8 protein-coding genes and 2 pseudogenes are annotated in these 13,874 nt (G+C 60.8%); 5 read left to right on the forward strand and 5 right to left on the reverse strand.

Annotated elements, in window-relative coordinates:
• Positions 1 to 4: 4 nt before the first annotated feature.
• The 3 genes from ACR9YP_RS21445 to ACR9YP_RS21455 all read right to left on the reverse strand — a co-directional run bounded on the left by ACR9YP_RS21445 (position 5) and on the right by ACR9YP_RS21455 (position 2,758).
• Positions 5 to 1,072, reverse strand: a complete 1,068-nt coding sequence (locus ACR9YP_RS21445) for a glutamate-cysteine ligase family protein (protein WP_474217008.1) — start codon at positions 1,070 to 1,072, stop codon at positions 5 to 7.
• Between the two features lie 366 nt (positions 1,073 to 1,438).
• Positions 1,439 to 2,284: a DUF1259 domain-containing protein gene (locus tag ACR9YP_RS21450; RefSeq protein WP_474217009.1), complete on the reverse strand. Its 846-nt coding sequence runs from the start codon at positions 2,282 to 2,284 to the stop codon at positions 1,439 to 1,441.
• Between the two features lie 132 nt (positions 2,285 to 2,416).
• Positions 2,417 to 2,758 (reverse strand): high-potential iron-sulfur protein, encoded by a 342-nt coding sequence (locus ACR9YP_RS21455; RefSeq protein WP_438107704.1) that lies wholly within the window; start codon positions 2,756 to 2,758, stop codon positions 2,417 to 2,419.
• Between the two features lie 522 nt (positions 2,759 to 3,280).
• On the opposite strand from ACR9YP_RS21455, the pseudogene ACR9YP_RS21460 reads away from it, so the two are divergent.
• Positions 3,281 to 3,388: pseudogene (locus tag ACR9YP_RS21460) on the forward strand (2Fe-2S ferredoxin); the annotation flags it as partial.
• 510 nt (positions 3,389 to 3,898) lie between these two features.
• On the opposite strand, the gene ACR9YP_RS21465 reads toward ACR9YP_RS21460, so the two are convergent.
• Positions 3,899 to 4,195: a hypothetical protein gene (locus ACR9YP_RS21465; protein ID WP_128943328.1), complete on the reverse strand. Its 297-nt coding sequence runs from the start codon at positions 4,193 to 4,195 to the stop codon at positions 3,899 to 3,901.
• 828 nt (positions 4,196 to 5,023) lie between these two features.
• Here ACR9YP_RS21465 and ACR9YP_RS21470 point away from each other — a divergent pair.
• From ACR9YP_RS21470 to ACR9YP_RS21485, 4 genes and pseudogenes are all read left to right on the forward strand, one after another.
• Positions 5,024 to 6,391 carry a phenylacetate--CoA ligase family protein gene (locus ACR9YP_RS21470; RefSeq protein WP_474217010.1) on the forward strand — a complete coding sequence of 456 codons (1,368 nt, stop codon included), beginning with the start codon at positions 5,024 to 5,026 and terminating at the stop codon, positions 6,389 to 6,391.
• A gap of 532 nt (positions 6,392 to 6,923) precedes the next feature.
• Positions 6,924 to 8,204, forward strand: coding sequence for an HlyD family secretion protein (locus ACR9YP_RS21475; RefSeq protein ID WP_474217011.1), 1,281 nt, complete (start codon positions 6,924 to 6,926; stop codon positions 8,202 to 8,204).
• A 75-nt stretch (positions 8,205 to 8,279) separates the two neighbouring features.
• Positions 8,280 to 10,367 (forward strand): glycosyltransferase, encoded by a 2,088-nt coding sequence (locus ACR9YP_RS21480; protein WP_474221099.1) that lies wholly within the window; start codon positions 8,280 to 8,282, stop codon positions 10,365 to 10,367.
• Between the two features lie 208 nt (positions 10,368 to 10,575).
• A pseudogene (locus tag ACR9YP_RS21485) lies at positions 10,576 to 12,480 on the forward strand (sensor domain-containing diguanylate cyclase).
• Between the two features lie 11 nt (positions 12,481 to 12,491).
• Here the strand turns inward: ACR9YP_RS21485 and chrA are convergent.
• Entirely contained in the window at positions 12,492 to 13,724 is a 1,233-nt protein-coding gene (gene chrA, locus ACR9YP_RS21490) for a chromate efflux transporter (RefSeq protein ID WP_438107710.1), read from the reverse strand.
• Positions 13,725 to 13,874: the final 150 nt, after the last annotated feature.

Raw genomic sequence — 13,874 nt, forward strand, 5'->3', positions numbered from 1 at the left:
CCAGTCATCGTAGATCGAGGAGATCACGCAACACGTTCGGTATGGATTGCTCGCGCTCGAAGAGATCGATGATGTCATCGGCGGGGACTCGACCGGTCTCCAGCCTTGCGCGAAAATGATCGAGCGGCTGGCAATCGAAACCCCAATGGCTCAGCGCACTCGGCGCCTTTGACAGGACTTCATGAGCGCGCTCGCGGGCGCCCTCTGCATGGAGGCCAAATCGGGCAACCTGTCCCATGTCGTAGATCCGGGTTTGCTCCGTCGCGCGGCCCAACAATCTCTCGCCGAGGATCAAGGCAAGCCACAGCAGAAAGTAGGCCTGATAGTCGAGAAGATATGGCGTCATTTCGAGGGGTTTGAATTCAAGGCGCAGGTGTTCCTTCGGGTGGATGGAAATCGCCGGCGCGATGGTGCTGCGGTGATAGGTGCGTACGGATTTTCCAATGGAGCCGCGAATACGCCAAAGATCCCCGCGATATAACGGCGAGGCAACCGTGAGGGCGGTGAGGGCAGGGGCGTAATAATTCACCTTGCCATGGAGTTCGTGCAGGTCCAGTTGTGCCGCCACGTCAGGCGGAACGCTGACATTGATGTCCGGGCCGTAAGTTGTCATCGCCTCCATGGCCCATTGCCAATGGTCGTAACGACGCTTGTTCTGCGGACCTTCGAAATGGTCCTCGATCGGATGAAAGGAGAGCGTTGCGGCGCGGTATCCGCGCTCCGACAAAGATCGTTGCATCCGGCCGTGAAGCGTTGCGAAGGTGGCCATGCACTCCTCAACTGAGTTGCATATCGGAGTCCGAATCTCGACGCCCTTTGGCAATAAAGCGGTCGGCTTCAAATCCGGGCCGGGAAGCTGATAGCCTTCGACAACGAACGGCATCCTCTTGCGGTGAAGCGGGATGAGGTCCAAGCCCTCTTGATCGAAATCGCTGACGTCAATCGCTTCCAGAGCGAGATTGAGCTCCTCGAATCGAAGTTCGGGATGCCACAGAGGACGGCACGAATTGGCTTCGACCAGCAGAAACTCTGCTTCCAAGCCGAAACGAAATCCTGAACCATGGCCGATCATGTGCTCATCAATTCCACGAGGCGCGACATCCCTCATCCGCGAGACGTTGCCCTATGCGCGTTTTGACAACGGCGACCTGAGGTCAGCTTCCCACTCGCAGAGATCAACTCGTTGTGAAGAGGTCGCGGTTTGGCTAAGACGCATTGCTATGCACAACGATGGTGTTTCGAGTGTGCGTAGCGGGAGCCAACCAGGCAAATGTTTATCGAAGCTCTGTGTTCATGCCTTCTTTTTCGGCCGAGTTGCGGGCCCCGAGACTTCGCCGTGGCGATCGCGCAGCTGCCGCGGTCCGGCACGAAAGACGAATTTCTTGATCGGTACGGCATCCGCGCTCGTCGATCAAGGAGAAGGTCCTGCAGCTCATATCTAGCCCGTAGAGGTTGATGCAACGGATTGTTGCTGTGTGTTAAGCGCGCGCTTGAAGGTTTTTGCCAATTCCTCAGCATTGCCGATGCCCCAGTAGTGCAGGAAAATGATGCGTGGGTCCTCAAAGAACATGTGATTGTGGACGGCTACCACTTCGATCGTTCCTGCTTGCAATTCGCGGATAACCGAGTGCACTTCGTTTTCCAGCATCGCAACATCGCCGCATATTGCCGCGCGCTCGTTCGTGCCTTGAAAGGCGGCCCATGTGTTGTAGCCCATTGCGGCGTCAATATTGAGGTTACCGCAGCGCTTGCAGATGAGTGGCACCGTTGGCCGCCCTAACACGAATTTGAATACGCCATCTTTGCTCTCGCCCTTATGCTCGACAATTGTTTCAAGTCGCTGTACGTCCAGAGTGCTGTCGACTTTCTCAACGGCGGAGTCGACAGGGTGCCCCTGACGCACGGTCTTAATTGCTTCGAGAATCTTGTGCGCGCCTGTCGCTAACGCAGTGTCATCGGCCGTGCCCTCGATGTGCATAAACATCACGCGCGGCTCCTCGCGCACGAAGTGATTATGCAAGGCCGTCACGTACAGGTCCGCTTGGATAGCCGCGGCCATTGCGTCCTTGATTTCATCTTCAAGCACGACAATGTCAACCATCAACGTGGTGTGATGTGGTCCTTGCCGAAAGGCGACCCACGATGTGAGTCCCATGAACGGAATGACCTCAAAGCCGTCGAGGGTCACTCTCACTTCGTTGCGCGGGATCGATAACTTGAGCACGTCACCCGTCGTTTGTCCCTTCAGTCCCGTTATGGATTCAATGGCCTGGGTATTAAGCATGTTGCTCTCCTTGCTTCCTTGTCAGTACCTCCTCTCGTTTGGCGCGCCGCATGATGAGTCGAGCGCCGACCGAACGCGGAGGCCACAAGGCTCTCACTCTTCCTCGGCGAGCATCCTCGAATGCGCACGAGATTACGTCTTCGCCGCGAAGCGCTCGCACCAACCGTTGGGGCTAATTCCACCCTCAACCAACTGGCACTGGTTCGGAGCCTGGAAGAACTGGCACAATTGACAACGCTGATTGCCGTTCGCCTTATCCTGATATTTGGCCTCCGATTTGCTGATCTTTTGCTGTGCTTGCGCACTGAAGAAGGCGCTGCCCGTCAACAGAGCGGCGCAACCGATCGTGCTCATCAGATCTCGGCGCGATGGCATCGCAGCCTTGTTTGGTTGGGCCGCCCGCCGCTGCGTCGGAAGCTGTTGCAGTAGGACGGTCATTGAAGGACCGCACTCGCGTGACGAGTTCTTTGTCATCCCGCTCTCCTCAAGCTGGGTGGTTGTGCGGCGCGCCCCAACGGACGGCCGCTGTGCGGACCGCAGTCGCGCCTGCATCGTGAATAGGGAGGGGTAGAGAATTGTGTTTCGTCCATGCGCAATCGCCTCGGAAGCGAGCCGTGCGCAGAGCTTGGACGGCAATCCGTCTAACGGGGAGCCTGCGTCCCCCTAGGGTGGAGCAAACGACATCGGCCCCGAAAGGTTCCTATGGCGTAATGCAAGGTTCTCTCAGGCATTCGAAGGCCCCATCAGGTAGGGTGCTCGCCGTCGGCGTACTTGGCAATTTGGCAGGCCATATGAGGGAGCAAGAAGCGTAGATCGGATCAGCCCGAACGGCACGTCTTCGTGCCTTCTTTTCGGCGGTCTCACGACGCTAAGCTTCGACCGTCGGCTTCCCAGATCGCTATGGAGTTCGAGGCGATGCACTGTCCTGACCAAAAGCGACGTTCGCTTCTCCTGACGGCTCTCGCCACCGGAGCGTGCTTGGCAACCAAATCCGTTGGGCCGGCGCCTCGACGCTTAGCCGCGCTTCCGCTGACGATCGCCGACGGCGCGCTTATAGTGGCTGGAGCTTTCGTCGGAAAGGTCGGTGCGCAGCCAGGAGGATGAACGGGCACCTTAATGAGGGCTTTGCAGGAGGAAGCCCAAGCCCGAGCTCGACAGGATTAGCCCTTTGCCGCGACATTGAAGCTTCGAGCGGTGACCTAACGCCAGGAACGAACCCATACGAGGGTGGTTGATGCCTAGACCATGTGCCTCATGAAGCTCAACCTTTTGGACGGTAGCCGGAGCGGCACGCTGACCGAAACGCCGGCCGGAGTCATCCTCTTGGCGATAGTCGTCGCGCTGGCAGTCGTGTGCTTCACGACGCGAGCCGCCAGATGAGGGCACAGTTCAGGTTCTCGCCTCTTTACTGCTGGCGATCGCTCCGATCGCTCCGATCGCGCCCGCAACCGCGAAGGGATGCATCAAGGCCGCGATCGTGGGAGGCGTTGCCGTGGACTGCCGGATGAAAGCCGATTTCACCCGCAAAGCTGCGGCCTGATCGTGACCGCAACGCCGGCCCGCGGTCTTTCGGTGCGAACCTCAATGCTGCTTGCGATAGTCCGATCTTTCCATTCACTGGCGCGAGGGCTGCTTAGCAGGCGGGCCGCTCTTATTGCCCGGCAGTCCCTTAATGTTCGACGGGTCCTGCATCCGAACCGTCGGGTTCTCCTGGTTCGTCGTCGAGCTAGAACCAACGGTCTCTCCAGGCTTGACGGCAGGACCGCTCTTGTTTCCCGGTTGACCCGGTATTCCTGCGCCGGAGCTCTGTGCGCTCGGAGCACCGGAGACGTCGGGTTTGGTCGTTTGCGCCAACACCGCTGAAGACAGAACCGTCAGCAGAAGGGCGACGGCACTTATAAGCAACTTCATGGCGCTTACTCCTTACGAAAGGATTGTGTCAGAGCGAACGTGCGCCTGCTCAGCGCGTTCCGACCCCGGGTGAATTTAAAGAGCCGCGCATCCGCGAGTGACGCCAGCGCCTCGGCAGAATGGGAGTATTGTCCTAATCGAACGGACAGTGCACTGATATTGTTGTAAGTTCCTTCGAGTTTCAACTTCGGAACTGACGTTTTGGAGGAGATTATCGCGCCTAATTTCCTGAGGGCGGACGGCCACATTCAGCTTCGCGTCGAACTCCATTGCGCCGACGAAAAAACGGCAAGTGAACGAGCCAAGCAGCTCGCTGATGATCATGACGTCGACCTTTGGGAAGGCGCACGCCTGATCCGCACGCGCATCCAACGAATGCACATTGGCGTCATCCGGCGGCCGCCTGGCGTCCCGTCCGTTCGGATGCGATAGGGCGCGGCGCCAGCGCCCGTTGTCCGGTCGGGCGGGCCACGCCCTATCCAGATTCGCCCTTCACCTAGTCGTGAGTTGGGTCCGCTGTCTGCGCGGGTCTACATCAAGGGTGGGTTGATCGAGACGGTCTCTCGCACCACGAGCGCTACAGGAGCAGGCCGACAGTGCCAGTGCCCGACGGGGCCAGCGCCAACAGTGCCAGCGTCCTTGCGGCCAGAGAAAGCGAGCATCAACCTCCGCGCCCCACGCGGCGCAAGCGCTTGCGTCCGCGACTCGGGCGCAGTTGTTGATAGGCCATTTTCGTCTGATGATCCTGTAACCCTTCGCGAGCCTCTTGCGCGGTGGTGCGACGCGATGGCGCTTGAGCCGCGTGCACCATGCCAATGTGAGCTTATCATGAGCGAAAGCATCTCATCGGTATTGCTCGATGCGCACCGCGCAAGGAGGCAGGGTCTCAACGCTATCGCGCAGCGACAACGCGCGCGGCTCGGCGAGGCCGTCGCCTTCGCTCGCGCCAACTCGCCTTATTATCGCGAGCTCTATCAGGGTCTACCGGAGCGGATTGAGAGTTCGTCTGTGCTGCCGGTGACCAATAAGCAAGAGCTGATGCGTTATTTTGACGACTGGGTCACCGACCGCGAGGTTAGTTTCGCGGCAGTGCGAGCGTTCGTCGATAACCCTGAGCTGATCGGGCAACGCCTCCTTGGCAAATATTCGGTGGCAACCACCTCGGGCACTACCGGGACACCTGGAATATTCCTGTTGGACAAGCACAATTGGACGGTCACACTCGCTTTTTCGCTGCGCATGATGATCGGCGCGCTTGGCGCCAGCGACATGTTTCGTCTCCTCGTTCGCGGCGGTGGCGCGGCGTCGGTGCTGGCGATGGGGGGCCATTACATCGGCGCAACCAGCTTTGCTGCGATCCGCACAAAATGGCCGGCCCGACGATTCCGGGCGCTCCCGGCACAGGCGCCGTTGCAGAATCAGGTCGCCGAACTCAATCGGCTCTGCCCGGCTCTGCTCATCGGATACGCCAGCGTCATGGCACTCTTGGCCGCCGAGCAGGATGCCGGTCGCCTGCATATTCGGCCGGCGCTGGTTCTTCCGACTTCGGAAGGGCTTTCGTCGGACGGATACGACCGGATCGCAAGGGCATTCCACGCCAAGGTCCGGACTATTTACGTCGCGACGGAATGCCTGTTCATGGCGATCGGCTGTGAACACGGTTGGCATCACGTCAACAGCGATTGGGCGATCCTCGAACCCGTCGATGCGAGCTATCGGCCGGTGCCGCCCGGTGAGGAGTCGCATACGGTCCTCGTGAGTAACCTCGCCAATCGCGTGCAGCCGATCCTCCGCTACGATCTCGGCGACCGGATCCTGCAACGACCTGATCCCTGTCCTTGCGGCAACCCGCTTCCGGCGATCCGCGTGCGGGGCCGCGCTGCCGATATCCTCACGTTTCCAACCGAACGCGGCGAGAAAGTCACAGTGCCATCGCTCGCGCTTGAGATAGATCATGTACCCGGCGTGGAGTTGCTTCAGATCGTGCAGACTGCGCCAACACAATTGCGCGTTCGGCTCCATCCCGCAGCCGACGCTGACCCAAACCGGGTTTGGCGGGCGGTGCATTCCGAATTGACCAAGCTATTGAACGAGCATGGGCTTGGTCAGGTGTCTGTTGAGTTGGCCCCCGAACCACCAGTCGCATCTTCCGCCGGAAAATACCGCACCGTCATCCCACTGGTTCTGAGCGCTTGAAAGTCGTGAGCGTGGGCGGATCGCGCTGCTGCTGCTGCCCTACATCCGCAGGTTTCCATTGAACGCGAAGCAACGAGCTGCCCGCTGTAGGTGAACGGTTGGCGATGGCCTTGTCAGGGTAGGCTGGCGTGAACGGGGAATTACGGCGCGCTGGCACCCGGCTTGAAAAGCACCTGTAGGCCCGAACTGCACCTAATCTTTTGCCCCTCTAGGCAAGACAGCTTCGCGCGTTCAAGCGAACGAGCTCGCCGCCAATGGCACGCCGACTTCAAGCCGCATCTTGATTTCGGTTCGGGCCGTAGTCTTCCGGTTTTGACACAAATTAACCTGGTGTGGTGAAAGCTAGATACACTTCTCTTGGTTGCGAAGACGAGTTTGCGATTGCGATGAAGCTGATTTCGGCTAGCAGCAATGCTGCCGGAATGCTCAGTGCCTCACACGCAGACTTCATGACAATGCTGGGCGGGCCGCGTCGATTGGCCTGCCTTTGCTGAGGCAGGCGCAGCGACCAAAGCCCATTGGAGATCCAGTCGTGGTCCGCTTGCATGTCGAACGCTTCATTCGTAGCCGAACTGTCCGACGATCCCTGGCGCTCGGCATCATCACTCTGAGCGGATGGGCCCTGTTGCCGTATGTGACCTACAGAATCGCTCCGTCCGCCTTTGTCAACGCCGAGCTCATGCGCGTGACTGCACCGATCGCGGGTCAGCTCGCGCCTGATCTTCCACGCAAAGGTGAATATTTCCAGCGCAACCGGGTGGTGTCGCTGGTCGAGGCGCGTTCGCCGGATCGCCGGCACCTCATGGACCTCGATCAGCAGCTTGCCGTGTCTAGCAAGCGCGCAGAGCTCGCAGGTCGGCAACTCGAGGAGATCGCCGAGCTCGATCGCAAGCTCCGCGAGCGCAGCGAGGACTATCGTTTGGGAGCGGTCGCACGCCTCAGCCACGAGATCGGAGAAACGGAGGCTGAAAGAGGTGGCTGTCTCGCCGAGGCGCGGCAGCGGAACGATGTCGCGGGCCGGATGGAGAAGCTCGTCAAGCTCGGCATCAGTTCACAGATCCGTTCTTCCGAGGCCCAGGCTTCCCAGGAGGCAACCGCAACGCGGTGCCAGATGGCCGATGAACGCCTGCAGCGCTTCAAGACCGAGTTGGCGGCGGCCGAGAAGGGCATCTATCTTCGTGGCGATGCCAATGACGTGCCCTATTCTCAGCAACAGCGCGAGCGGCTTGTTCTCCGTCGCCAGGAGCTCGAGACGGACCTGTTGCAAAACAGCTCACGTTCCGCGCAGCTGGCCGCGGAAATTGCAGAGGAGCGCGCTCGACTTGATCGCCTTCAACACTACGATCTGTCGTTGCCTGCAGCCCATGTGGTCTGGTCGGTCGCGGCCAGCCCGGGCTCGATGGTCACGGAAGGGCAATCGGTCTTTGATTTTGCAGATTGCGAACGCCGATTCATCGTTGTTGAACTGCCAGAGCGCGATTTCGAGAAGATCAAGCCTGGAGATGCGGCGACTGTCCGCCTGATCGGGAGTCGAGAGTGGAAGACCGGCCAGATCCGGCAAGTTCGCGGCTCGGCGGCGTACGCCGATGATCGACTGCTCGCGGCTCGGGTGCCGCGACCTGATCCGGGCAACATTACTGTTGAGATCTCGTTGCCGCCTAACGAGACGGCGGCCGACCACAACGGCTCCTGCGACATCGGACGGCTGGCCGAAGTGCGCTTCGAGCGCAGCTCCGACGGCCTGCTTCGATTGGTCAGCTCGAAGCTGAAATGGCTGACCGCTCGGTTGGACCTCGACCAGTCGTCCCTGTGAGCGAGAAATTCCGTGCAGGTCATGACTCTGTCTTTCGCTCAGCTGTTCGCGCCGATGCTGGGCGTCTTTGCGGCGATGTACCTGTTGGCGCCGACCTTTGCAGTCGCGCGCCTTTGGGCGCGTGTCGCGATTTTCATCGCGGTTTGGCTTGTCGTTGCCCGCTATCTCGAATGGCGGATCTTCACCACAGTGCTGCCGGCAAGCGGGACCTGGTATCAGGTCGGCTGGATCTGGCTCTGTCTCTTCGTTGAGCTCCTGACTTTCACGGATCAGTTCATTCTCTATCTGACCTTCCTTCGCAGGACCGATCGCCGCAGCGAGGCAGATCAGCACGAACGTCGGCTTCGCGGCCTGCCGGAGGATGAGCTGGCCTCGGTCGACGTCTTCATTCCGACCTATGACGAGCCGTTCGAGGTGCTGGAAAAGACGATCACGGGCGCACTATGTCTGGACTATCCAAACTTCCAGGTCTGGGTCCTGGATGATGGTCGCAGGCCCTGGCTCAAGGAACTCTGCGAGCGCAAGGGTGCCGGGTATCTCACTCGTTCCGACAATGTGAATGCGAAAGCTGGCAATATCAATCATGCGCTGACGATGACGCATGGCGAGTTCTTCGCGATCTTCGACGCGGACTTCGTGCCGCAGCGCAATTTCCTGATGCGCACAATAGGCTTCTTCGCCGATCCAAAGATCGGAATCGTTCAGATCCCGCACGCCTTCTACAATGAGGACCCGATGCAGGCGAATCTCGGCCTGCACAGGGGACTGCCGGACGAACAACGGTTCTTCTTCGATTCCATCATGCCCGCGCGCGACGGCTGGGATGGTGCGTTTTGTTGTGGATCCAACTCCGTCACGCGTCGTGCAGCACTCCGCGCGGTAGGCGATTCCTTGCCGACCCAGTCCATTACGGAAGACATCCTGCTGACGCTGGTCCTGCTGCGCAAAGGATACGTCACCCGTTATCTTTGCGAACCGCTGGCAATTGGATTGGCACCGGAAAGCCTTGGCGCCTTTTTTGTGCAACGGCAACGCTGGGCGCGTGGTGCGATTCAGACCCTGTATCTCGCCGCCGGCCCGCTCGGCCCCGGGCTGAGCTTGATGCATCGGCTCCTCTTCTTTCCGACGCATTGGCTCTCACTGGGCTTGCGGGCGCTCATGGTCGTGCTGGTTCCGATCGTGTTCATGTGGACCGGCCTCGCGCCTGTGGTCGACGTCACCCCTGAGTCGGTCTTCTATTACTTGTTCCCGGCGATCCTGGCGCTCAACGGCGGTATCTCCTGGTTCGCGCCGCACGCGCATTTTCCACTCGCTGCTCAGGTGTCGGCGACCATCCAGAGCTTCAAGATTCTACCGACGGTGCTCGGCACTCTCGTCAGGCCGAAGGGGCATGCGTTCAGGGTGACGCCCAAGGGAGCCGCCGCGCGGTGCGCAAGCTATGCCGCGGAGATATTCTGGCCGTCGGCGGCCCTGATGGCGTTGACGGTTGTCGGCCTCGTTCTGAACACCATCCCGGAATGGCGGATCATCGATCATCCGGCCGCTTTGCCGATGGTCGCCTTCTGGTCGGTCGTGAACATCGTCGTGCTGTTCTTCGTCTGCATGACCTCGCTACAGGCGCGGATGGGGCGTTCCGAGGAACGCTTCGATGTCGACGAATCAGTCTTGATCCATACTGAGACCGGTGAGCTGCTTTCCGGGCGCATGAGCAACATCTCTCTTTCCGGCGCCGGCGTCCTGCTCGATTCCGGCATCGACTGTCCTCGTAGCGGAGAACCGCTGCGCGTACACATCATGCAGGTGGGCTGGGTCGACGCGATGATCGCGCAGCAAAGGGGTCAGCTCGTCGGGGTGCAGTTCAAATTGCCGCAGTCGCTCGAACGAGACCTGTTGATCCGCAAGCTCTTTACCGTCGCCCGCTTGAAGGAGAACAGTGTTATCGCATGGTCGGTGAACAGGACGATGCTCAAGAGCATCTGGTCAATGGCCGCGCCGTTGCCTCAGCTTGAGACAAGTGGCGCGAAACCCGCGGCGCCTTCGCCGGCTGAGCGTCTGCCGGCCGAGAGCCTGGTCATCCGGCCTCAACCGCGGATCGGCGATTTGGCACATCTCGCCGGAGCTCGAAGCCTGCATCCGACGAGTTTCACCAGAACCTTTCCTTAGCCGGGTCGGCGGCTCGGTACTCCAAGCCATCGGCTAAGCTGATGTTGTTGATCCCTGTGCTCATCGACCTCCGCGAGCTGTCGATCGCACAAACCGGCTCTCGATGCGGTCAGCCAACTTCCATGTTCTGCCACAAACCTCAACCGGAAATGGGCAAGCCTGTCATAGCCCGAATCGTCCTGGGGTCTCAGGGTAGAGGAAACATCTCTTGTCCGATCATCGCAGCGATTTTCGCCAAGGGCGTTTGACGTTCTGGGCATCCGTATTTGTGGCGGTCGCCTGCGTGGCGATTGTCGCAGTCAGCGGCTGGCGGGAGTGGTCCTCTCGGCAGGCGACGTTGAAGAGCTCCGAGACCGACATGGCCAATCTGGCCCGATCGCTGACGCAGCACGCGGACGACACCTTCGAGCTCACGGACACCGTTCTGAACGTGCTGGTTGGCCAGCTCGAACTGGAGGGAACTGGCCCTGCGGCAATTGCCAAGATTCAGACCTTCCTTTCCCGGCGCAAGGCCGCGAATCGAATTCGGGCGGTGTTCATCTATGACGAGACCGGACGCTGGCTCGCTACCAGCGAGTCCGTTGACTTCGCCAGCCTCAACAACAGCGACCGCGACTATTTCCAGCATCATCGTGCCGTGGCTGACCGGGGAACCTTCATTGGACATCCGGTGAGGAGTTGATCAGGCGGGCAATGGATCATCACCGCGTCGAGACGCTTCAATCATCCTGACGGCAGTTTTGCCGGCGTCGCCCTCACGACAATCAACGTTGACTACTTTCTTCAGTTTTATAGCGGGTTCGACGTTGGCCAGAATGGTTCAGTTGCGTTGGCGGCCGCAGACGGCATTGTCCTCGCACGTAGCCCGGACAACGGATACACAGGCCGCGATCTGTCTGGCGCCCCGCTTTTTAGGAGCCTCCGCGAGCGGCCGGTTGCGGGCGCCTACTACTTCACGTCGCCTCTCGACGGGGTTCGGCGTCTGAGCTTTTATCAACGGAGCAGTCGCTATCCTGTTCTCGTGGTTGCCACGGAATCCGAAGACGACGTCTTGGCCCCCTGGCGCAGAGCCGCTCTGGGGCGCATGGCTGCAGTGCTGGGACTGGCAGGAGGGCTGGCGGTTGCGGGACTCTTGCTGGTGCATCAGCTGCACCAGCGGCAAAAGATGGCCGCAGCTCTGGTCGCCAAGGAGGCGGATTTTCGCCTCCTTGCAGAGCAGTCGGGCGATATGGTGATGCGCATCGCGATCGATAGGCAGATCCTCTATGCGTCGCCGTCCAGCGCCCAGGTTCTTGGCTGGGCTCCGAACGAGTTGGTGAATACGTCAGCTCTCGCCGGGATAAATCCCGCGGACCTGGCACGGGTTGAGCAAACGATCTCCGCGTTGATGAACGGCGAGGCCGAAGAGGCGAGAATTGCATATCGCACCCGTCATCGCGAAAAGATCGAGGTCTGGATCGAAACTGCGCTGCGCGTCACCAGGAGCGCGCAGAGCGGGGACATCAACGGCGTGGTGGCGATCTCGCGCGACATGACCGAACATAAGGATCTCGAGGATAAGCTGTCGGCTCTCGCGATTTCGGATGGCCTGACGTCATTGGCAAACCGCAGGCACTTCGACGAGCGGCTGGCGGCGGAATGGGATCGGGCCAGACGCGAAGGAGCGCCTTTATCGCTGTTGCTGATCGACGTCGATCATTTCAAGAGCTTCAACGATCAGTACGGGCATCAGGCCGGCGACGCGTGTCTTCGCTCAATCGCCAGGGTCCTGGCGGAGCAGGCCAGACGCCCGGCAGACGTGGCGGCCCGGTATGGTGGTGAGGAATTCGCCTTGCTGTTACCGAATACTGATGCAGGAGGGTGCAAGCAGGTCGGCGAGCAAATTCGGCAAGCGATCCAGGAACTCGGCATCCTGCACGCGTTCAACCCGCCGTCCAAGCAAGTCACGGTGAGTATTGGCGGCGCAACGCATGTGGCGCTGACCGACAAGGCGGATTGCGCGTCATTGATAGCGGCTGCGGATAAGGCGCTCTATGCCGCCAAGGAGAGTGGGCGCAACGGCCTTGTGATGTCAGGGCAAATCATCGCGTGGCCTGGCTCGATACGGGCTTGAAGGGAGAGCAATCAGACCAGCGCCATCGCTGCACCCGCAGCGGCGCTGAACGCGACGACGATGAGCGGAGGAGCGCGCCAGGCGACCAGCAGGACAAAGCCGACGAGCGCGATGCCGAAGTCCCGTGGCGAATGCACGGTCGCGGTCCAGACCGGATCGTAGAGTGCTGCCCCCAAGACGCCGACGACCGCGGCGTTGACACCCCGCATCATGGCCTGGGCGCCGGCGCGCTTGCGGAACGAATCCCAGAATGGCAAGGCTCCGAGCAGCACCAGCATCCCCGGCAGGAAGATGCCGACGAGGCCGAGCGCCGCGCCCGCGAGCCCATGCGGCTCGGCAGAAACCACCGTGCCCAGATAGCCCGCGAAGGTGAAGAGCGGGCCGGGGACGGCCTGGGCGGCACCATAGCCGGCGAGGAATGCGTCGTCGCTCAACCAGCCCGGCGCGACGAATGCTTCGCGCAGCAGCGGGAGCACGACATGGCCGCCGCCGAAGACGAGCGCGCCCGAACGATAGAAGGCATCGAACAGGGCGATGCCCGATGATCCCGTTAGGCCGCGCAGCGCGGGAAGCCCCACCAGCAGAACGATGAACATCCCGAGCGTGATCAGGCCCACGGTCCGCGATACTGGCATCTCGACATGTCCGGACGGGGCCGGCGCCTCGCTGCGGCACAGCCACAGTCCGATCAGCCCGCCGAGGACGATCGCTCCGATCTGCGCGACCGACGACGTGCTGAAGAGGATGATGAGCGCCGCCACCACCGCGATCGAGGCGCGCTCGCGGTCGGGACAGAGGTTGCGCGCCATGCCCCAGACCGCCTGCGCCACGATGGCGACGGCCGTCAACTTCAATCCGTGCAGCAGGCCGCCGCCAAGCGGTCCGCTCAACACGCCGGCGCCGTAGGCGAACAGGATGAGCGCCGCGGCGGAAGGCAGCGTGAAGCCGGTCCAGGCGGCGAGCGCCCCGAGATATCCGGCCCGCATCAGGCCGATCGAGAAGCCGACTTGGCTGCTGGCCGGGCCCGGCAGGAATTGGCACAGCCCGACCAGATCGGCGTAGGCGTGCTCGTCGATCCACTTCCGTCGTACGACGAACTCGTCGCGGAAGTAGCCGATGTGCGCGATCGGACCGCCGAAGCAGGTCAGTCCGAGCTTCAGGAAGATCCGCAGGACCTCCAGCGGCGAGCCGGCGCTGGATCGGACTCCGGTAGAGGCATCGGTTGATGAATTCAGATTGGTCACGGACGTTTGATCCGATTCCGACTGCACACTTATCGGCTTTCGATAATTGATATCGGTCGGATCAGCCAGTCCTAATCCTTCATGGCCTCGCCTGTGAATTCGAGGAGGCGCGTGGCGGCCTCGAGAAGGCTTTGAAGGACTACGAACAGA

It is taken from the genome of Bradyrhizobium sp. BR14999 (assembly GCF_056106085.1).